Annotated in this window: 17 protein-coding genes; 13 read left to right on the top strand and 4 right to left on the bottom strand. The window is 68.8% G+C overall.

Annotated features, from left to right (window positions below; all coding sequences use genetic code 11):
- The first annotated feature begins 1 nt into the window (after position 1).
- Positions 2-1,180, top strand: a complete 1,179-nt coding sequence (locus AC0KWY_RS05045; protein ID WP_474028550.1) for a DUF3095 domain-containing protein — start codon at positions 2-4, stop codon at positions 1,178-1,180.
- A gap of 3 nt (positions 1,181-1,183) precedes the next feature.
- On the opposite strand, the gene AC0KWY_RS05040 is transcribed toward AC0KWY_RS05045, so the two are convergent.
- From AC0KWY_RS05040 to AC0KWY_RS05030, 3 genes are all read right to left on the bottom strand, one after another.
- The gene (locus AC0KWY_RS05040; RefSeq protein ID WP_474028549.1) at positions 1,184-3,541 is read right to left on the bottom strand and encodes an ATP-binding protein; all 2,358 of its coding nucleotides are present in this window, start codon (positions 3,539-3,541) and stop codon (positions 1,184-1,186) included.
- 6 nt (positions 3,542-3,547) lie between these two features.
- Positions 3,548-4,285, bottom strand: coding sequence for a substrate-binding periplasmic protein (locus AC0KWY_RS05035; RefSeq protein ID WP_474028548.1), 738 nt, complete (start codon positions 4,283-4,285; stop codon positions 3,548-3,550).
- Positions 4,286-4,402: 117 nt separating this feature from the next.
- Positions 4,403-5,248: a 23S rRNA (adenine(2030)-N(6))-methyltransferase RlmJ gene (locus tag AC0KWY_RS05030; protein WP_474028547.1), complete on the bottom strand. Its 846-nt coding sequence runs from the start codon at positions 5,246-5,248 to the stop codon at positions 4,403-4,405.
- Positions 5,249-5,271: 23 nt separating this feature from the next.
- On the opposite strand from AC0KWY_RS05030, the gene AC0KWY_RS05025 reads away from it, so the two are divergent.
- The 11 genes from AC0KWY_RS05025 to AC0KWY_RS04975 all read left to right on the top strand — a co-directional run bounded on the left by AC0KWY_RS05025 (position 5,272) and on the right by AC0KWY_RS04975 (position 14,989).
- On the top strand, positions 5,272-5,613 hold the full coding sequence (locus tag AC0KWY_RS05025) for a DUF3301 domain-containing protein (protein ID WP_474028546.1): 342 nt from the start codon (positions 5,272-5,274) through the stop codon (positions 5,611-5,613).
- A complete protein-coding gene (locus AC0KWY_RS05020) occupies positions 5,597-6,445 on the top strand; it encodes a D-hexose-6-phosphate mutarotase (protein ID WP_474028545.1) in 849 nt (282 codons plus the stop codon). Before AC0KWY_RS05025 ends, AC0KWY_RS05020 begins: the two co-directional genes overlap by 17 nt.
- 91 nt (positions 6,446-6,536) lie before the next feature.
- Complete coding sequence (locus AC0KWY_RS05015; RefSeq protein ID WP_474028544.1) at positions 6,537-7,199, top strand: Crp/Fnr family transcriptional regulator; 663 nt, start codon at positions 6,537-6,539, stop codon at positions 7,197-7,199.
- A 78-nt stretch (positions 7,200-7,277) separates the two neighbouring features.
- Complete coding sequence (cowN, locus tag AC0KWY_RS05010; RefSeq protein WP_474028543.1) at positions 7,278-7,595, top strand: N(2)-fixation sustaining protein CowN; 318 nt, start codon at positions 7,278-7,280, stop codon at positions 7,593-7,595.
- Positions 7,596-7,669: 74 nt separating this feature from the next.
- The gene (locus tag AC0KWY_RS05005) at positions 7,670-8,059 is read left to right on the top strand and encodes a hypothetical protein (protein WP_474028542.1); all 390 of its coding nucleotides are present in this window, start codon (positions 7,670-7,672) and stop codon (positions 8,057-8,059) included.
- Between the two features lie 97 nt (positions 8,060-8,156).
- Positions 8,157-9,374, top strand: a complete 1,218-nt coding sequence (locus AC0KWY_RS05000) for a TolC family protein (protein ID WP_474028541.1) — start codon at positions 8,157-8,159, stop codon at positions 9,372-9,374.
- Between the two features lie 5 nt (positions 9,375-9,379).
- Entirely contained in the window at positions 9,380-9,895 is a 516-nt protein-coding gene (locus AC0KWY_RS04995) for a hypothetical protein (RefSeq protein WP_474028540.1), read from the top strand.
- Entirely contained in the window at positions 9,892-11,001 is a 1,110-nt protein-coding gene (locus AC0KWY_RS04990; RefSeq protein WP_474028539.1) for an efflux RND transporter periplasmic adaptor subunit, read from the top strand. The genes AC0KWY_RS04995 and AC0KWY_RS04990 overlap by 4 nt, the downstream gene beginning before the upstream one ends.
- A gap of 13 nt (positions 11,002-11,014) precedes the next feature.
- The gene (locus tag AC0KWY_RS04985) at positions 11,015-14,119 is read left to right on the top strand and encodes an efflux RND transporter permease subunit (protein WP_474028538.1); all 3,105 of its coding nucleotides are present in this window, start codon (positions 11,015-11,017) and stop codon (positions 14,117-14,119) included.
- Between the two features lie 23 nt (positions 14,120-14,142).
- Positions 14,143-14,514 (top strand): hypothetical protein, encoded by a 372-nt coding sequence (locus tag AC0KWY_RS04980; protein WP_474028537.1) that lies wholly within the window; start codon positions 14,143-14,145, stop codon positions 14,512-14,514.
- A 10-nt stretch (positions 14,515-14,524) separates the two neighbouring features.
- Positions 14,525-14,989 (top strand): DUF411 domain-containing protein, encoded by a 465-nt coding sequence (locus AC0KWY_RS04975; protein ID WP_474028536.1) that lies wholly within the window; start codon positions 14,525-14,527, stop codon positions 14,987-14,989.
- Here AC0KWY_RS04975 and AC0KWY_RS04970 read toward each other — a convergent pair.
- Positions 14,980-17,316 carry an ATP-binding protein gene (locus AC0KWY_RS04970; RefSeq protein WP_474028535.1) on the bottom strand — a complete coding sequence of 779 codons (2,337 nt, stop codon included), beginning with the start codon at positions 17,314-17,316 and terminating at the stop codon, positions 14,980-14,982. The genes AC0KWY_RS04975 and AC0KWY_RS04970 overlap by 10 nt on opposite strands.
- Before the next feature lie 122 nt (positions 17,317-17,438).
- Between AC0KWY_RS04970 and AC0KWY_RS04965 the strand changes: the two genes are divergently transcribed.
- On the top strand, positions 17,439-19,013 hold the full coding sequence (locus AC0KWY_RS04965) for a peptide chain release factor 3 (RefSeq protein WP_474028534.1): 1,575 nt from the start codon (positions 17,439-17,441) through the stop codon (positions 19,011-19,013).
- Positions 19,014-19,016: the final 3 nt, after the last annotated feature.

The following is a 19,016-nucleotide window of genomic DNA, read 5'->3' as shown; positions in this document are numbered from 1 at the left end:
GATGGCCGATTCCGGCTTCTACCGCGACCTGCCGGCCTTGCCGTCGTTCGCGGCGGCGATCGATACGCGCCATCACGTCGACCTGCCCGACGACTGGTGGGTGGTGATCGCCGACATCGTCGATTCGACCAAGGCGATCGCCGACGGCGCCTACAAGAAGGTCAATACCGTCGGCGTCGCCTGCATCGCGGCGATCGCCAACCTCGACCGCAGCATCGAACTGCCTTTCCTGTTCGGCGGCGATGGCGCCACCTTCGCCCTTCCCGAGCGCCTCTGTGCACCGGCGGTGATCGCCTTGCGCGGTGCTCAGCAACTGGCGGCCGACAGTTTCGGCCTGCACTTGCGCGCCGGCCTGGTCCGGGTCGGCGAACTGCGCCAGGCCGGGCACTGGGTGCGGGTGGCCAAGCTGGCGCTGTCGGAACAGATCAACCAGCCGTTCTTTTCCGGGCGCGGCTGGGAGGAGGCCGAGCGCCGGATCAAGCGTGGCGATCCCGGCGTGCAGCACGTCCGCCTGGGCGAGGGGCCGGCCAGCGCCAGTTTCGAGGGCTTCGAGTGCCGCTGGCAGAACGTGCCGAGCTTCCGCGACGTCAAGCTGGCGCTGATCGTCGTCGCCACGGCGCTCGATCCAGCGCTCAACCAGGCGACCTACGCCCGTCTTCTGGCGCGGATCGGCGAGATTTTCGGCGATCCCGGCAGCCATCACCCGCTGCACGCCGGGGCGCTGCAGTTGTCCTTCTCGCCCCAGGCGCTGGCCGGCGAGACGAAGGTGCGCAGCGCCGGGCGCGGCTTCCTTGCCGGTCTGGGCTACGCCTGTCGCCTGTGGCTGCAGAACCTGGCCGGCTGGTGGCTGTTCCGGCACGACCTCGACACGGCGTCGGTCGCCTGGAGCCGCTACCGCGACGATCTGGTCCGGCACAGCGATTTCCGCAAGTTCGACGGCGCCCTGCGCATGCTGCTCGATGCCGGCGAGACGCAGATCGCCGAACTCGCCGCCTGGCTCGACGGCGAGCGGGCGGCGGGTCGGCTGGCCTGGGGCATGCACCGGTCGCGCGAGGCGCTGATCACCTGTCTGGTCGAGTCGCACGCCGGCAAGCACCTGCATTTCGTCGACGGCAGCGACGGCGGTTACGCGCTGGCGGCGCGCCAGCTCAAGGCGCAACTCGGCGAGCGCCGCGCCTGAACCTCAGTTGCCGGGGTAGGCGGCGTCCAGGCTCTGCAGCAACTGCTCGTAGAAAGTATCGGGGACGATCGGCTTGGCGATGAAGGCGTTCATGCCGCAGGCGCGGCAGCGCTCGCGGTCCTCGACGAAGGCGTTGGCGGTCATGGCGACGATCGGCACGGCGGCGTAGCCGGGCAGGCGGCGGATGCGCCGGGTGGCTTCGAGGCCGTCGAGGTTGGGCATCTGCAGGTCCATCAGGATCAGGTCGTAATGGCCGGTGCTCGCCATCGCCACCGCCTGCAGGCCGTCCTCGGCGAGGTCGGCGGCGAGCCCGGCGTCGAGCAGCAGCATCTGGGCGATCTCGCGGTTGACCGGTTCGTCCTCGACCAGCAGCAGGCGGCGACGTCCATGCCGTGCCGCGAGGCCGGCTTCGATCTCGTCGATGCTGCCGGCGCTGGCAGTCGTACGCGCTGCGCCGCGCTGCAGCCAGGCGGTGAACCAGAAGGTGCTGCCCTGGCCCGGCTGGCTTTCGGCGCCAGCCTCGCCGCCCATCGCTTCGGCGATCTTGCGGGTGATCGCCAGCCCCAGTCCGGTGCCGCCGTACTTGCGCGAGGTCGAATGGTCGGCCTGTTCGAAGGCGTTGAACAGACGGTCGATCGCTTCCGGGGCGATGCCGATGCCGGTGTCGCTGACTTCGAAGCGGACCAGCGAAGCATCCTCCCGGGTGGCGACGACCCGCGCGCGCAGCAGGACGCTGCCGCGCTCGGTGAACTTGAGCGCGTTGCCGGCGTAGTTGAGCAGCGCCTGTTGCAAGCGCGTGCTGTCGCCGCGCAGCCAGCGCAGTGCCGCCGGGTATTCGCGGCGCAGTTCGATGCCCTTGGCTTCGGCGCGCTCCTGCAGCATCGAGCAGATGTTCTCGAACAGTTCGGGCAGGGCGAAAACACTGCTTTCCAGTTGCAGCTTGCCGGCTTCGATCTTCGACAGGTCGAGCACGTCGTTGATGATCTCCAGCAGGTGGCGGCTGGCCGCCTCCAGCTTGTCGAGGCGCGTCAGTTGCTCGTCGGGCAGTCCGGCGCGGCGGATCAGGTGGGCCATCCCGGAAATGGCGTTGAGCGGGGTGCGGATTTCATGGCTCATGTTGGCCAGGAAGGCGCTCTTGGCCAGCGTCGCGCACTCGGCGACGCGCCTTGCCTGGTCGAGTTCGGCGGTACGTTCGCTGACCCGCGCCTCGAGCTCCGCGTTCAGTTCGCGGATGCGGGCTTCGGCGGCTTTCTGGGCGGAAATGTCGGTATGCGTGCCGAGCATGCGCAGCGGCGTGCCGTCGGCCTGCCGCGACTGGATGCTGGCTTGCGAGAGCAGCCATTTCCACCGGCCGTCCGCGCAGCGCATGCGGAATTCGACCCGGTACTGGGGAATCCGGCCGGCCACGTAATCCTGGTAGGCCTGCAGCGTCGGGTTGCGGTCGGCCGGGTGGAGAAGCGCCTCCCAGCTCGTGAAATCGAGGTCGGCAAAGGTCTTGGGCGGATAGCCGAGCATTTCCGCATATTCGGGGCTGACCCGGACCCGGCCGCTGCGCATGTCGAGGTCGTAGAGGCCCTGGTTGGCGCCAGCCAGCGCCAGTCGCTGGCGTTCCTCGCTGTCGCTGAGCGCCTGCTGGGTATCCTGGAGCGCCCGTAGCGCGGCGAAGACCTCGGCAACCTCGAGGTTGCGGGCGGCCGGCAAGGGGGCGGCCGGCAGGCCGTTCGGGCGCATCGCCGCGAGCTGGCCGGAGACCGCCAGCAAGGGATCGATCAACTGCAGCTTGAGCAGGCGCAGCAGGGCGACCAGGACGAGCGAGAGCAGGGCGCAGAAGGCCAGCGCCTGCCACAGCATCTGCCGCGCCGACTGAGCGGCGCTGTCGGCCAGGCTGGTGCTGTAGGCGATCATGCTGCCCGAGGTTTCCTCCGCCGTTCGGATCAGTGCCGCCCGCCGGTTTTCCCAGGCGGCCTCGATCTCCGTTGCTTCGGCACGGTTTTCGCGCAGGGTGAGCAGGCGTTCGGCGACCTGGAAGCTTTCGGCCACCGCCGGTTCGCCACCGGCCAGGCCCTGCAGCGAAGGATGCCGGCTGAGCGCCTGGAAAGCGCGGCCGGCGGCCTGCCAGCTTTCCGGTTCCGGACTGCTGCTCAACTGGTCGCCGAGCAGGATCAGGCGCTCGATGTTGCTGACCAGGCGCACCTTTTCGCTCAAGCCGATGGCGGCCTGCCGGCGATGGTTCTCGGCCAGGCGCTGCAGTTCCAGCATCTGCCGGGCCAGCAGGACGCCGGCGGCGCACAGGATCAGGATCAGCAGCCCCAGGACGATCGCCGAGATGCGGCGCAGGCTGGGCGGCTGGCGTTCTGGCATGTCCGCTTACAGGATGCTGTAGGGGAAATGCCGCCGCGACAGCCGCTCGTGGGTGCCGTCGCGGATCAGGGCGTCGAGCGCGTTATCGACCTCGGTCTTGAGGCTGTCGTTGCCGGGGCGCAGGACCATGTGCACGTCGCCGCCGAGGCCGCTCTCGGACAATGGCGCGCCGATGTAGGCGAAGGCCTGACCCGCCTTGCCCTGCAGGAAATCGAGCGCCTGCTGCGTCGGCATCAGGGCAAGCGCGCACTGGTTCTGTCCGAGCAGCTTGAGCAGCTCCTGGTTGCCGTTCGCCGCCAGCGGTGGCGACTGGGTGTTTTCGCCCAGCCAGGTGAATTGCCGGGTACCGGCGATGGCGCAGGTGCTTTCCCGCTTGAGCAGCGTTGCCAGCGGCGCGCCACCGAGTTCGCGATGGCCGACCAGGCTCGATGTCGAGCGCCAGATGACGCGGCTGAAACGGACCAGCTTTTCGCGCTCCGGGGTACGCAGGGTGTTGGCGACGCCGAGGTCGAAACGGCCACCGCCGACGGCGGGAATCACTTCCGGGAAACGCAGCACCTCGATCTTGCAGTTGCGCTGCAAGCGCTGGCACAGCGCGTTCACCAGATCGACGTTGAAACCCTTCAGTACGCCCTTGTCGTCGCGATAGGCGAAAGGCGGGGCGGTATCGGTGATCGCCACCTGCAGGGTTTCCTCGGCCAGGGCGCCGGTGCCGGCAGACATCGCCAGCAGCGTCGCTGCCATCCGTACCATCCGTCCCGCCACGCCTTCACCCCCGACCGTTGATCGCACACCCGGCCGACTGTATTACTTAAAGTAATAGATGCGCAAGCAAACGATCTATACGCTTTCGGGCTGTCGCTAGACCGACTGGCTTTCCAGCGTGTGCCGGGCGCCGTCGCCCTGGGCGAGCAGCGAAGCCAGCGCCGGCAGGGTTTCGTGCAGGGTCTTTTCCAGCGTCCACGGCGGGTTGATGATGAACATGCCGCTGCCGTACATGCCGAAGCCGTCGCGCGGCGGTGCCTTGATTTCGAGCGTCGCGTTCAGCCAGCTCGGCGCGCCGAGGCGTTTCAGGCGCTCCGGCAACTGGCGCGATTCCGGCTTCAGCAGCAGCGGGTACCACAGCGCGTAGGTGCCGGTCGGGAAACGCTTCAGCGCTTCCTGCAGTGCCTTGATCACGTTGCTGTAGTCGGCCTTGGTCTCGTAGGAGGGATCGATCAGCACCAGCGCCCGGCGCGGCGGCGGCGGCAGCAACGCCTTGAGGCCGGCGAAGCCGTCGCCGGCGGTGATGTTGACCTGGCGGCCGGCGCCCTTGAAGCAGGCCTCGAGCAGCGGCACGTCGCTGCTGTGCATCTCGTACAGGCGCAGGCGGTCGGCATCGCGCAGCATCTGCCGGGCCAGCCAGGGCGAACCGGGATAGTGGCGGAGTTCGCCGTCCGGGTTGAGCATGCGCACGAAGTCGAGGTAGTCGGCGGCGGCCGGCGGCAGGCCGCTGGCGTTCCACAGGCGGCCGATGCCGTCGCGCCATTCGGCGAGCTTGCTGGCGTGCGCCGAGTCGAGCGCGTAGCGGCCGGCCCCGGCGTGGGTGTCGATGATCCAGAACGGTGCCGGCTTGTCGCCCATGTACTGGGCGATCTGCAGCAGGATCAGGTGTTTGAGCACGTCGGCGTGGTTGCCGGCGTGATAGGCGTGGCGGTAACTGAGCATGGCAGGCAGTATACTTCGTGCCCATGCCCATCTACGAAAGCATTTTCATCCTCGTCGCCGGCGCCCTCATCTGGTTCTGGCTCGATTCGCTGAAGGCACGCGAGATCGGCGTGCGCGCGGCGCAGGCCGCCTGCGCCGAAGAAGGCCTGCAATTCCTCGACGAAAGCGTCGTCGGCCGGCTCGAAGGCTTCGGCCGCGACGATGCCGGCCATCTCCGGCTGCGCCGCAGCTACCTGTTCGAATACAGCGACACCGGCGACAACCGCCGCCGCGGCAGCGTCAGCCTGCTCGGCCAGCAGATCGTCCTGCTGCATGTCCGCCCCCAACTCTACGTGGTTCCAAAAACGCATGAAACCTTGCATTGAAGACATCGAATTTCGCGGTATCCCGGCCCTGCGCGTGCACGGGCCGCAGGGCAGCAGCGCCGTCGTCAGCCGCCTGGGCGGCCAGGTCCTGTCGTGGACCACGCCCGACGGGCGCGAACGGCTCTACCTCTCCGAGCGTGCGGTGTTCGACGGTAGCGTGGCGATCCGCGGTGGCGTCCCGGTCTGCTTTCCGCAGTTCGCCGAGCGCGGCGACTTGCCCAAGCACGGTTTCGTGCGTACCCGGGAATGGGAGGTCAGCGCCCGGCGCAGCGGCGACGACTACGCGCTGGTCACCCTGGAAACCGCCGATGACGCGACGACGCGGGCGCTCTGGCCGCACCGCTTCCGCCTCGAACTGACGCTGATGATCGAGGCCGACCGCATCGACCTCGAACTCTGCGTCGCCAACACCGGCGAGTCGCCGTTCGAGTTCACCGCCGCGCTGCATACCTATCTGCGCGTCGTCCAGGTCGAGGATGTCGCCGTCGAAGGCCTCTACGGCCACGACTACCGGGACGCCGCCGACGGCGGCAAGCTCGTCCGCGACAGCGGCACCGAACTGCTGATCGAGAAGGAGACCGACCGCGTCTATCGCCACGTCCGCCGCCCGCAACTGCTGCGCGCCGGCAACCTCAGCCTGGGCATCCAGCAGCAGGGTTTCCCCGATACCGTGGTGTGGAACCCGTGGCTGGACAAGTGCGCGGCGCTTGCCGACATGCCGGACGACGACTGGCGGCACATGCTCTGCATCGAGGCCGCTGCCGCCGATGTGGCGCAGGAAGTCGGCGCCGGCGACGAATGGTACGGCCGCCAGACGCTGGTTGCCATGTAAGGGCTTGTCGCACATCCGACAGCGCTCGGCTTCGCTAACTGACTGACGAACAAGGGTTTCTGGCTGGTCCCTGTCTTGCTTCCAGTGAGACATGGATAGTCTGGAACTCTCGTCTCACACCGCGCCGGATGGCGGCCCGCGCATTCCGCCGGGGCTGCTCGACGGCTTCGTCGCGCACGAAGTGGCGCGCGGTACGCTGTTCGCGACGCCGGACGATCCCCGCGACCAGGTGCTGATCGTCGGCGAGGGCCGGCTGCGGGTCTATCTGGCCGGCGAGAACCGCGAACTGAGCCTGAGCTACCTGGAAGCCGGCGACATCTACACGACGCACACGCCGACCTATCTCGAAGCGGTGACGCCCTGCACCCTGTGGCTGATGGATACCCGCGCCTTTGCCCGCAAGCTGGCCAGCGACCCGGCGGTGACGCCGGCGATGATGCGCGTCCTCGGCCGGCTGCTCGCCAACGCCGTGCACCTGATCGAGGACCTCGCCTTCCGCGACGTGCCGGCACGGCTGGCGCGCTTCCTCTGCGGCCTCGTCGAACGGCGCGGGCGGCCGCTCGACGGCGGCATCTGGCTGGTGCCGCTCGAGCTCGGTACCGAGGATATCGCCAGCCTGCTCGGTTCGACCCGGCAGACGGTGTCGTCGCTGCTCAACCAGTGGGAGCGCGACGGCATCCTGCGCCGCCAGGGGCGGCGCGTCCTCTTCATCCACGCCCTCGACAGCCTGCGCCGGCTCGGCGCGAGCGCCTGAAAAACTGTCGGCCAGCCGACGGACGCGGCGGCGGGGCGGTCGCTACCATGTCGGCGTTCAAGACAGGGAGGGCAGGCGATGGCAACGAATCGGGAGGGCGGGGCGGATTGTTCCTGCCGCAAGGGCGGCGACCGTTACGTCAGTTTTGACGGCATCGATTGCGACGGCAACGCGCGGCGGCTGATGGAGTTCATCCTGCGCAATGTCGAAGCGCAAGGTGGAGACCATCCCTTCTGGAATTACTTCCTCGCCAAGCGCACGCCGAAAAGCGGGCCGGCGCCGGACGACCTGTTCCTGATCCACGCCCACATCAACCAGATCCGCGACTTCTTCGAGGCCTGCGGCGACGAGGCGGCGATGGCCCTGCTGCTCCAGGTCGAGGAAGAATGTTGCTGACGATGTCGTCCGCGCGTTGAACTTTTTCCGCCGGGCGATTTCCGATACGGCAAGCTTCGTTTATAGTCGATCCCATGAAATTGCCCCGGCGCCTCCTGGCGCGCCTTCTCCTGCTGATCGTCGCCGCTTCCGCCCTGTTCCCGGCGCAGTTGCCGCTGGCTTACGCGGCTGAAGCAGCGCCGGCGATGCATCACGCCGCCGCTGCCGGTCACGCCATGCCCATGGCGCACGACAGCGCCGCCGACGATTGCGGCGGCTGTCCGGGAGAGCAGGCGCCGATGCCCTGCGACGATGCGCAACACCTCTGCTGTCCCGGCCATCTGCCCGGCTATCCGCCGGCCGTCGTCGGCAACGCGCCCGCCGCGCCGCTCGCCACACCACTGATCGCCGACCGCCGCCTCGACGATTTCTCGTCGCGCGTCCCCGAAGGTCTCGAACGACCACCCAGATCCGTCACCGCCTGAGCGCCGGCGGCTGACCCGTTGATTTCCCTGTAGCCCGGCTCCTGCGAGCCGGAAACGGCATGTCGCCGGCTGTGTTCCATCCAGCCGGAGATTCCCCATGCGCTGTACTGCGCGAATCCTTGTCTTGCTGGCGCTGGTCCTGGTCGAACCGGTCCGCGCCGAACCCCTGGCCACCCTGCCGCAGGCCTTTGCCGCGGCCTGGGCCAGGCATCCCCTGATGCAATCGCTGCCGCTCCAGCGCAGCGCCGCCGCTGCCCGTCACGACGCCGCCGCGGCGTGGACGCCGGCGCCGGCGGCGCTCGAAATCGGCGGCCGCAGCGACCGCTTCAACCGCGACCGCGGCGCCGGGGAAGTCGAGCTCGGTCTCGCTGTTCCGCTCTGGCTGCCCGGCGAGCGCGGTGCCAGCCGGGCGCTGGCGGCGGCCGACAGCAGCCTGCTCGAAGGGCGGGCGGCCAGCCAGCGTCTGCAATTGGCCGGCGAGCTGCGCGCCGCCTGGTGGGACTGGCAACTGGCCCGCGATGAAGCGGCGCTCGCTGCGGCCACGGCGGCCAGCGCCGCCCGCCTGCGCGACGACGTCGCCCGCCGCGTCGCCGCCGGCGACCTGGCCCGTGCCGACCTGCACCAGGCGGCCGGCGCCCTGGCCGCGGCCGAGGCCGATCAGGCCGAGGCGGCGGTCCGGGTCGAAGCTGCCGCCGCCCGCCTGCAGTGGCTGACCGGCAGCGCCCCCGGCGCCGTCGAACTGCACCCGGAAAGCGAGCCGCCGGCCGGCGCCGACTGGCTGGCCGTCCATCCGGCGCTGGCCGAGCGCAACGCCCGCGCCGAGCAGGCGCGACAGACCCAGGAACTGGCCCGCGCGCGCAGCCGGGCCAACCCCGAGCTGACCGTCGCCACCCGGCGCGAACGCGGCGCCAGTGGCGAAGCCGCCGAGCGTTCCTGGTCGCTCGGCTTGCGCATCCCGCTTGCGTCCGGGCCGCAGCATACGGCGGCGATCGCCGAAGCCGGCGCCGGCCGGGTCGAGGCCGAGCTTGCCGCCGGGCGCGAAGGCGAGCGCCTGCAGCAGGCCGCGCAACTGGCGCGCAGCCAGTGGCAGGCGGCCGAACGCCGGCGCCAGGCGAGCGACGAGCGGGCGCGCCTGGCGCGCGAGACGCAGGCATTTTTCGACAAGGCTTTCCGCCTCGGAGAGAGCGACCTGCCGACGCGCCTGCGCATCGCCCAGGAATCCCTTGCCGCCGAACGCGCCGCCAGCCGCGCGCGCATCCAGCAGGCCGCCGCGCTGTCGGCCTATCGCCAGGCCCTTGGCCTGTTACCGGAATAAACATCATGAAGCTGAAAAAACTACTGATTGCGGGCGCCGCCGTTGCCGCGCTGCTGCCGGCCCAGGCTGCCGAAACCGTCGTCCCGCTGCCGGTCGTCGTCGCCGAGAGCGAGGCCTTCGAGATCGTCGGCCGGCTCGACGAAAATTCGCTGCTGCTTTATGTCAACCGGGCGCCGAGCAACGCGCCGCTGCTCGGTGCGACGCTGGCGGTCGAGGCCGGCGGTAAGGAAATCGCCGCCGCGTTCGACGCCGCCGCCGGCGCCTACCGGATCGCCGACGCCGCCTGGCTGCAGCCGCTGCGTGCGGTAGGCAAGCACAGCCTGGCGTTCACGCTGGTGGTTGGCGACGAAGCGGACCTGCTGGCCGGCGACCTGGTCGTCGAGGCCGCCGCGCCGACGGCCGGCCAGACACCCTGGCGGCTGTCGCCACTGGCCGGCGCCGCCTTGCTCGGCGGCCTAGGCTTGCTGGCGGGCGGTTTCGGCTGGCGCCGCTGGAAGCAGCGCCGGGGAGCTGCGGCATGAAGCGCGAACTCCTGATCGGTTGCCTGACGGCAGCGTTGGCGCTGCCGCTGGCGGCGCACGAGGGCCACGACCACGGCGACGAAAAGGCGGCCCTGCCCAATCTCGGCAACACGCCGCAGCGTTTGGCCGATGGCGTCGTTTTCCTGCCCAAGGCAGCGCAGCGCCAGCTCGGCGTGCGCACCGCACCGGTCGCCGCCGCCGACGTGGCACGAGCGCTCGAACTGCCCGGCCAGGTCGTGATCGACCCGCAGCGCGGCGGCCGCGTCCAGGCCATGCTCGCTGGGCGCATCGAGGCCGGCCCGCAGGGGCTGCCGGCGGTTGGCAGCCGGGTGCGCAAGGGCGAGGTGCTGGCCTGGGTGGTGCACGCCGCCGGCCAACTCGAGCGCGCCGACCTCGCCGCGCAACTGGCCGAAACGCAGGCGGCGCGGCAACTGGCGGAAAAGCGCCTGGCCCGCCTGCGCGAACTCGCCGACACCGTGCCCGGCAAGGAAATCGAGGCCGCCGAGAGCGAGCTGGCCAGCCTCAAGGGGCGAGTCGCCGCGCTCGGCCACGGGGTCAGCGGCCGCGATGCGCTGGTCGCCCCGGTCGCCGGTGTCGTTGCCGCGGCCAACGCGGTGGTCGGACAGGTCGTCGATGCGCGCGAGGTGGTGTTCGAGATCGTCGATCCCGACGGCCTGCAGATCGAGGCGCTGGCCTATGAGGCGCTGGCGCCCGACGAGGTGCTGGCGGCGGCGGTGGCCGTCGGCGAGCGCAGCGTCGACCTCGCTTTCCTCGGCGCCGCCCGCCGCCTGCGCGAGCAGGCGCTGCCGCTGCGCTTCGGCCAGCGCGGCGACGGCCTCGGCTTGCTGCTGCCGCTCGGCCAGCCGGTGAAAATCCAGGTCCAGCTGAAGGCGACCGCCAAGGGCTGGCCGGTGCCGCAGCGCGCGCTGGTGCGCAGCGCCGCCAACGTCGCCATGGTCTGGGTCAAGACCTCGCCCGAACGGTTTACACCGAAACCGGTGCGCAGCCAGCCGCTCGACGGCGGCCGCGTGCTCGTCACCGACGGCCTGACCGACGGCGACCGCGTCGTCGTCGACGGCGCGACGCTGATCAACCAGATCCGTTGAGCGAGGCCGCATCATGTTCCAGTGGTTATTGAACAACAGCCTGGCCAGCCGCCTGCCGGTCCTGGTCGTCGCCGTGCTGCTGATGGCCTACGGTGCCTTCGAGGCGCAGCGGTTGCCGGTCGACGTCTTTCCCGACCTCAACAAACCGACCGTGACGCTGATGACCGAAGCCGGCGGCATGGCCGCCGAGGAAGTCGAGCAACTGGTCAGCTTCCCGCTCGAGACGGCGCTCAACGGGCTGCCCGGCGTCGCCGGCGTGCGTTCGGTGTCGAGCCCCGGGCTGTCCATCGTCTATGTCGCCTTCGACTGGGAAGTCGATCTCTACCGCGCCCGGCAGATGGTCGCCGAGCGCCTGACCGCGCTGCAGGGCACGCTGCCGCCCGGTGTCGTGCCGCACCTGGGGCCGGTGTCGTCGATCATGGGCGAGGTGATGATGCTGGCGATCCCCTTGGCTGCAGAGGGCGGCAACGCCATGGCGGCGCGCGAGTACGCCGACTGGGTGCTCCGGCCGCGGCTGATGGCGGTCGCCGGCGTCGCCCAGGTCATCCCGATCGGCGGCGAGGTCCGCCAGTTCCAGGTGCAGCCGGATACGCAGCGCATGGCCGGGCTGGGGATCACGCTGGAGATGCTGGAAGGCGCGCTGCGCGGCTATTCGGCGAATACCTCGGGCGGTTTTCTGGAAGTGAACGGGCGCGAGTACCTGATCCGCCACATCGGCCGCAGCGCCAGCCTGGAAAACCTGCAGAATCTCGCGTTGACCGCCCGCAACGGCCAGGCGGTACTGCTCCGCCAGGTTGCTGCGGTCAATTTCGCCGCCGCCACCAAGCGCGGCGACGCCGGTTTCAACGGCGCGCCGGCGGTGATCCTGAGCCTCCAGAAGCAGCCGACCGCCGACACCGTCGACCTGACCCGCCGCCTGGAAAGCGCCCTGGCCGACATGCAGAAAAGCCTGCCGGCCGGCGTGTTGGCGCCGCAGGTGATCTTCCGCCAGGCCGATTTCATCCAGGCCTCGATCGACAACCTGCAGGCCAAGCTGCTGCTCGCCGCCTGTCTGGTCGCCGCGGTGCTCTTCTTCTTCCTCGGCAACCTGCGCACGATGCTGATCTCCTTGACCGCGATCCCGCTTTCCATCCTGATCGCGGTGCTGGTCTTCAAGTGGCTCGGCCTGTCGATCAACACGATGACGCTGGGCGGGCTGGCGATCGCCATCGGCGAGCTGGTCGACGACGCGGTGGTCGACGTCGAGAACATCCTGCGCCGGCTGCGCAACGCGGCGGCGCGCGGCACGCCGTACCAGCTCACCGAACTGGTCGTCGCCGCCTCGCTCGAAGTGCGCTCGGCGATCGTCTATGCGACGCTGATCATCGCCCTGGTCTTCGTCCCGCTGTTCGCGCTGCCGGGGATCGAGGGGCGGCTGTTCGTGCCGCTCGGCATCGCCTACATCGTCTCCATCCTGGCCTCCTTGCTGGTCTCGGTGACGGTGACGCCGGTGCTGTCGTGGTACCTGCTGCCGAAACTGGCGGCCGGCCGCCACGGCGATACGCGCCTGGTCGAATGGCTCAAGCGCCACTACCGGCGGGCGCTCGAAGCGGTGCTGCGGGCGCCGCGCCGGCCGGTGGCACTGGCCGCTGCCGCCGTCGCGCTCGCCGCCGTCGCCGTGCCTTTCTTCCCGACCACCTTCCTGCCGCCGTTCAACGAAGGCTCGATGACGGTGACGCTGCGCCTCAATCCGGGCATCACGCTGGCCGAATCGGTGCGCGTTGCCAGCCAGGCCGAACGCCTGCTGCTCGGCGTGCCGGAGGTCGAGCACATCGGCCGCCGTTCCGGCCGCGCCGAGCTTGACGAGCACGCCGAGGGCGTCCATGTCTCGGAGCTGGAAATCCGCCTCAAGCCCGGCGGGCGCAACAAGGAAGCGCTCTACGCCGACCTCCGCCAACGCCTGAAGGACTTGCCGGGCAGCCTCAACCTCGGCCAGCCGATCTCGCACCGGATCGACCACATGCTCTCGGGCGTGCGCGCCCAGGTGGCGATCAAGGTTTTCGGCGACGACCTCGACACCCTGCGCGCCCAGGCCGCGCTGCTGCAGCAACGCCTGCAGCGGATTGCCGGCGTCGCCGACCTGGAAATCGAGAAGCAGGTGCTGGCGCCGCAGATCAAGGTACAGGTCGATTTCGACGCGGCGGCGCGCTACGGGCTGTCGTCCGGCGAACTGCTGCGCAACCTGCAGATCCTGGTCGATGGCGAGAAGGTCACCCAGATCGTCGACGGCAACCGCCGTTTCGACCTGCTCGTCCGCCTGCCGGAAAGCGCGCGCGGCATCGACGGCCTGCGCGGGCTATTGATCGAGACGCCGGCCGGTCCGGTGCCGCTGGCCCAGCTGGCGCGCATCGAGGACGGCGACGGACCGAACCAGATCGTCCGCGACGATGGCCGGCGACGCATCGTCATCTCGCTCAACGCGCAGGGGCGGGCGTTGTCCGACGTCGTCGCCGACATCCGCGCGGTGATCGCCGAGCAGCCGCTGCCGGAAGGCTACTTCATCACCCTCGGCGGCCAGTTCCAGGCGCAGGAAGAGGCGGCACGGCTGATCGCGGTGCTCGCCAGCGGCTCGGCGATCCTCATCTTCCTGGTCCTCTACGGCCGCTATCGCTCGGCGCTGCTTGCCGCGCTGATCATGGCCAACGTGCCGCTGGCGCTGGTCGGCGCCGTCTTCGGCCTGTGGCTGTCCGGGCAGCCGCTGTCGATCGCGGCGCTGATCGGCTTCATCACGCTGGCCGGCATCTCGACCCGCAACGGCATCCTCAAGGTCAGCCACTGGTTGAACCTGATGCGCTTCGAGGGCGAGCAGTTCGACACCGCGATGATCGTCCGCGGTTCGCTCGAACGCCTGACGCCGGTGCTGATGACCGCGCTGGTTGCCGCCTTCGCGTTGGCGCCGCTGCTCTTCGAGGCCGAACAGCCGGGCACCGAGATCCTGCATCCGGTCGCCGTGGTGATCTTTTCCGGCCTGGTCGGCGCGACGCTGCTCGACACCTTCATCACCCCCGCGCTGTTCTGGCTGTTCGGGCGGCAAGCCGCCGAACGCCTGCAACGCGAGAATTTCAACGAAGCCCTCTGACTATTCATTACCAGGAGAAAACCATGAAACAACTGCTATCCATTTTCTGCCTTGCCGCCCTGTTGGCCGCCGGGCCGGTGGCCGCCCATGACATGCACGGCCAGCCGATGCACGGCGGCGTCGTCGCCGAAGCCGGCCACGCCCAGTTCGAGATCGTCGCCCGCGACGGGGTGCTGACCGTGTATGCCAGCAACCACGGGGAGCCGGTTGCCACGGCCGGCGCGACTGGCAAGCTGACGGTGCTGTCCGGTAGCGCCAAGCGCGAGATCGAACTGAAGCCGGCCGGCAACGACCTGCTGCAGGGGAAGGGCAGCCTCGCCGCCGGCGACAAGCTGCTGCTCAACGTCGTCTGGCCGGGCCAGAATCCGCTGACCGCGCGCGCCGTCGTCAAGTAAGGAGAAAATCATGTCGAACATCGAACGCCGCCGCCTGCTGCTGGCTTCGCTCGCCCTCGGCCTGCCCGGCCTGGCGCTGGCGGCACCGGCCAGGGTCCTGGTCGAGGTCTGGAAGAGCCCGTATTGCGGCTGCTGCAAGGATTGGGTGGCACACCTGGAAGGCGCCGGCTTTGCCGTCAGCGTGCACGAGGTCGGCGACCTCGACGGCGCCCGGCGCCAGCTGGGCATGCCCGAGCGCTACGCTTCCTGCCATACCGCGAAGGTGGCCGGCTACCTGCTCGAAGGCCATGTGCCGGCCGCCGACATCCGTCGCCTGCTGGCCGACAAGCCGAGCGCCATCGGCCTCGCCGTGCCGGGCATGCCGGTCGGCTCGCCGGGGATGGACGGCCCGGCCTACCAGGGCCGGCGCGATCCCTACGCGGTCCTGCTGGTGCGCCGGGACGCCAGCGCGAGCGTGTTCGCCAGCTACCGCTGAGCGGCGTCCAGCCACTTCAGCAGCATCGCGAACAGGTGCTCGGGGACGAAGGGCTTGGCGATGAAGTCGTTCATGCCCGCCGCCTCACAGCGCTGGCGATCCTCGGCGAAGGCGTTGGCGGTCATCGCCAGGATCGGCGTCAGTGCGTGGGCGGCCAGCCCGCGAATCCGGCGGGTGGCTTCGAGGCCGTCCATGCGCGGCATCTGCATGTCCATCAGGATCAGCCGGTAGTTGCCGCTGCCGGCGAGGTCGAGCGCTTCGCTGCCGTCGCCGGCGAGGTCGACGCAGAGGCCGACGTCTTCGAGCATGGCGAGGGTGATTTCCTGGTTGATCGGTTCGTCCTCGACCAGCAGGATCGAGGTGCCGGCGTGGCGGGCTTTCAGTTTGTCCTCGGCCGTGCTGTCGGGAGCGGACGCATTGCGCTGCAGGCTCGGGTTGCCCTTGCTCAGGCGGGCGGTGAACCAGAACGTGCTGCCGACGCCCGGTGTGCTGCTGACGCCGGCTTCACCGCCCATCAGCTCGGCAATCCGGCGGGTGATGGCGAGCCCCAGCCCGGTGCCGCCGTAACGCCGGGTCATCGAGTTGTCGGCCTGTTCGAAGGGCGTGAACAGACGGGGAACCACCGCTTCGTCGATGCCGATGCCGCTGTCTTCGACTGCGAAGCGGAGCAGCGCGCCGTCGGAGTTTTCCTCGAGCTGGCTGACGCGTAGCGTGATGCCGCCCTGTTCGGTGAACTTGATCGCGTTGGCGGCCAGGTTGAGCAGCGCTTGTTGCAGGCGGGTCGGGTCGCCGAGCAGGTGGCGGCAGAGCGGGCCGATGTCGCACTGGATGGCCAGCCCCTTGCCGCGCGCCCGCTCGTGCAGCAGCGAGGCGACGTTGCCGAGCAGGCTTTCCGGTTGCACCGGCAGGCGTTCGAGTTCGAAGCGCCCGGCTTCGATCTTCGACAGGTCGAGCACCGCGTTGAGGATTTCCAGCAGGTGCTGGCTGGCCGCTTCGAGTTTGCCGAGGCGGTCCATCTGGCGCGCTTCGAGGCCATTCTGGCGGATCAGGTGGGCGAGGCCGGTGATGGCGTTGAGCGGCGTCCGGATCTCGTGCGACATGTTGGCGAGGAAGGCGCTCTTGGCGATGCTGGCGGCCTCCGCCGCTTCCTTGGCCTGGGTCAGCTCGGCGGTGCGGGCGGCGACCAGCGATTCGAGCTCCTGCGAATAGCGTTGCAGCGCCTCCGCCTGTTTCAGTTCCTCGGTGATGTCGAGGCTGAGGCCGACCAGCGCGATCGGCTCGCCGCGGCCATTGCGCTTGACCGCCTTGATCACCTGCAGTTCGTGTACCAGCCCGTCGACGAACATCTGCTGCTCGTGCGAAACGACGACACCCTCGCAACGCAGCGCGGCGGCGTCGGAATCGAGGCACTGCTGGCAGTAGGCGGTGGGCAACAGCTCGCGGTAATGCGCGGCGGCGAGGAAGCGTTCCTCGCTGATCCCGGTCGAGTCGCAGAAGCACTTGTTGACGAAGACCAGGCGCCCCTTTTCGTCCTGCAGCCAGATGCCGATCGGCGCGTTGTCGAGGATCAGTTGCAGGGTTTCGCGCTCGCGGCGCAGCGCGCGCTCGGTTTCGAGCTTGTCCGAGATGTCGCGGGCAACGCCGAACAGGCCGATGAGGTGGCCGGCGTCGTCATGAATCGGGTACTTGCGGTTGTCCACCCAGCCGGTACTGCCATCCGGGCGGCGGAATTCCTGGACTTCGCTGGCGATCGCCTCGCCAGCGAAGACCTGCTTTTCCAGACGGTAGTAGATATCGGCGTAGTTCTCCGGAAAAACGTCGTAGTCGGTAAGACCGAGCAAGTCGGTCCAGTGTCGGCTGGGGTCGGTGATCCTTGTCAGCGTCTGGCTGGCGCCGGTGAAGACGTGGTTGCGGTCCTTGAAGTAGATGAAGTCGTCGGTGTTGTCCATCATCGCCCGGAAGTTCACCATCAGGCCGCCGACGTCGATCGGCGCGGCCAGCGCCCTGGCGTCGTCGAGGTAGACCTCGCGCAATGTCGGGTCGCTCGCCTCGGGGGCGACGCATTCGCCGCGGCAGCAGCGAATCCGGCCGTCGGCGTGGCGCAGGCGGATGTTGAAGCGGTAGGGGAGGGGCGTGTCGGCGGCAAACAGGCGGCTGACGATGTCGGCGTCGTCGAAATGGACGATACCGCCGGCGGCGAAACTGCCGGCCAGCAACGCTGCCTCGCTGAGGCCGAGCAGCTCTTCACAGGTCTGCGCCGCGAGCAGTAGCGGCGGCGAGCCGGCGCGCAGACGGATACGGCAGGTGGCGGGCTGTGGTTGGGGCATGGCCGTTCCTCCTCGGGACCGATCTTATACCGGGCTTTGTTGCGCGTCACCGACGTTTTGCGGGCCGGGTGGCGCCGGGGACAAGGGGTATAATCCGCCGTTTTGCGCCTTTCCGAAACGCCGTGAGCCAGCTCGAACAAGAAATTTCCCGTCGCCGCACTTTCGCCATCATTTCCCACCCCGACGCCGGTAAGACGACGCTGACCGAAAAGCTGCTGTGGTTCGGCGGCGCCATCCAGGTTGCCGGCGAAGTCCGCGCCCGCAAGGCCAGCCGCCATGCGACCTCGGACTGGATGGAGCTGGAAAAGCAGCGCGGCATCTCGGTGACCTCGTCGGTGATGCAGTTCCCGTACCGGGAATGCATGATCAACCTGCTCGACACGCCGGGCCACGAGGACTTCTCGGAAGACACCTACCGCACGCTGACCGCCGTCGACTCGGCGGTCATGGTGATCGACTCGGTCAACGGCGTCGAGGCGCAGACGATCAAGTTGTTGAACGTCTGCCGCATGCGCGACACGCCGATCCTGACCTTCATCAACAAGCTCGACCGCGAAGGCAAGGAGCCGATCGACCTGCTCGACGAAATCGAGTCCGTGCTCGGCATCCAGTGCGCGCCGATGACCTGGCCGATCGGCATGGGCAAGCGTTTTCGCGGCGTCTATCATCTCTACGACGACGCCATCGCCTTCTTCGATCCGCAGGCCGAGAAGGGCACGGCGGAAATGATCCAGGGCCTGGACAACCCGCGTCTCGACGAACTGATCGGCAGCCAGGCCGACGAGTTGCGCAGCGACATCGAACTGGTGCGCGGTGCTTCGCACCCCTTCGACGCCGAGGCCTATCTGTCGGGCAAGCAGTGTCCGGTGTTCTTCGGTTCAGCGGTCAACAACTTCGGCGTGCAGAGCCTGCTCGACGCCGTCGTCGACCTGTCACCGGCGCCCAAGGCGCGGCCGGCGGTGACGCGCAGCGTCGACGCTTTCGAGCCGAAATTCTCCGGCTTCGTGTTCAAGATCCAGGCCAACATGGACCCCAAGCACCGCGACCGCATCGCCTTCCTGCGCGTCTGTTCCGGCCGCTTCGACCGCGGCATGAAGGTCAGGCAGGTGGCGAGCGGCAAGACGCTGTCGATCAACAACGCGATCACCTTCATGGCGCGCGATCGGTTGACCGCCGACGAAGCCTGGTCGGGCGACATCATCGGCATTCCCAACCACGGCACGATCCGCCTCGGCGAGACCTTCACCGAGGGTGAAGACCTGCGCTTCACCGGCATTCCGTCGTTCGCGCCGGAACATTTCCGCCTGGCGCGCATCGCCAACCCGCTGAAGATCAAGCAGTTGCAGAAGGGCCTGCAGCAACTGGCGGAAGAGGGCGCGACGCAGCTGTTCCGCCCGCTGTCGGGTACCGACCTGATCCTCGGTGCGGTCGGCACGCTGCAGTTCGACGTCGTCGCCAGCCGGCTGGAAAACGAGTACGGCGTGCAGGTCATCTTCGAAAGCTACAATTGTTCGACGGCGCGCTGGATCCACGGCGACCCCGGCGAACTCAAGCAGTTGTCCGAGCGCTACAGCGCCAACGTCGCCCTCGACGGCGCCGATGATCCGGTCTACCTGGCGCCGAACAACGTGTACCTGAACATGGTCAAGGAAAAATACCCCAAGCTGCGTTTCGACGAAGCGCGCGAGGTGGCGTAAGCA

The sequence above is a fragment of the Azonexus sp. MM2026_4 genome (assembly GCF_055901855.1).
This window is presented reverse-complemented; position numbering and strand designations above follow the sequence as displayed.

Excerpts from the sequence above, each read along its gene's own strand:
- AC0KWY_RS05045 (WP_474028550.1), top strand. The coding sequence starts at position 2 with ATGGCCGATTCCGGCTTCTACCGCGACCTGCCGGCCTTGCCGTCGTTC.
- AC0KWY_RS05040 (WP_474028549.1), bottom strand. The coding sequence starts at position 3,541 with ATGCCAGAACGCCAGCCGCCCAGCCTGCGCCGCATCTCGGCGATCGTC.
- AC0KWY_RS05035 (WP_474028548.1), bottom strand. The coding sequence starts at position 4,285 with ATGGCAGCGACGCTGCTGGCGATGTCTGCCGGCACCGGCGCCCTGGCC.
- AC0KWY_RS05030 (WP_474028547.1), bottom strand. The coding sequence starts at position 5,248 with ATGCTCAGTTACCGCCACGCCTATCACGCCGGCAACCACGCCGACGTG.
- AC0KWY_RS05025 (WP_474028546.1), top strand. The coding sequence starts at position 5,272 with ATGCCCATCTACGAAAGCATTTTCATCCTCGTCGCCGGCGCCCTCATC.
- AC0KWY_RS05020 (WP_474028545.1), top strand. The coding sequence starts at position 5,597 with ATGAAACCTTGCATTGAAGACATCGAATTTCGCGGTATCCCGGCCCTG.
- AC0KWY_RS05015 (WP_474028544.1), top strand. The coding sequence starts at position 6,537 with ATGGATAGTCTGGAACTCTCGTCTCACACCGCGCCGGATGGCGGCCCG.
- cowN (WP_474028543.1), top strand. The coding sequence starts at position 7,278 with ATGGCAACGAATCGGGAGGGCGGGGCGGATTGTTCCTGCCGCAAGGGC.
- AC0KWY_RS05005 (WP_474028542.1), top strand. The coding sequence starts at position 7,670 with ATGAAATTGCCCCGGCGCCTCCTGGCGCGCCTTCTCCTGCTGATCGTC.
- AC0KWY_RS05000 (WP_474028541.1), top strand. The coding sequence starts at position 8,157 with ATGCGCTGTACTGCGCGAATCCTTGTCTTGCTGGCGCTGGTCCTGGTC.
- AC0KWY_RS04995 (WP_474028540.1), top strand. The coding sequence starts at position 9,380 with ATGAAGCTGAAAAAACTACTGATTGCGGGCGCCGCCGTTGCCGCGCTG.
- AC0KWY_RS04990 (WP_474028539.1), top strand. The coding sequence starts at position 9,892 with ATGAAGCGCGAACTCCTGATCGGTTGCCTGACGGCAGCGTTGGCGCTG.
- AC0KWY_RS04985 (WP_474028538.1), top strand. The coding sequence starts at position 11,015 with ATGTTCCAGTGGTTATTGAACAACAGCCTGGCCAGCCGCCTGCCGGTC.
- AC0KWY_RS04980 (WP_474028537.1), top strand. The coding sequence starts at position 14,143 with ATGAAACAACTGCTATCCATTTTCTGCCTTGCCGCCCTGTTGGCCGCC.
- AC0KWY_RS04975 (WP_474028536.1), top strand. The coding sequence starts at position 14,525 with ATGTCGAACATCGAACGCCGCCGCCTGCTGCTGGCTTCGCTCGCCCTC.
- AC0KWY_RS04970 (WP_474028535.1), bottom strand. The coding sequence starts at position 17,316 with ATGCCCCAACCACAGCCCGCCACCTGCCGTATCCGTCTGCGCGCCGGC.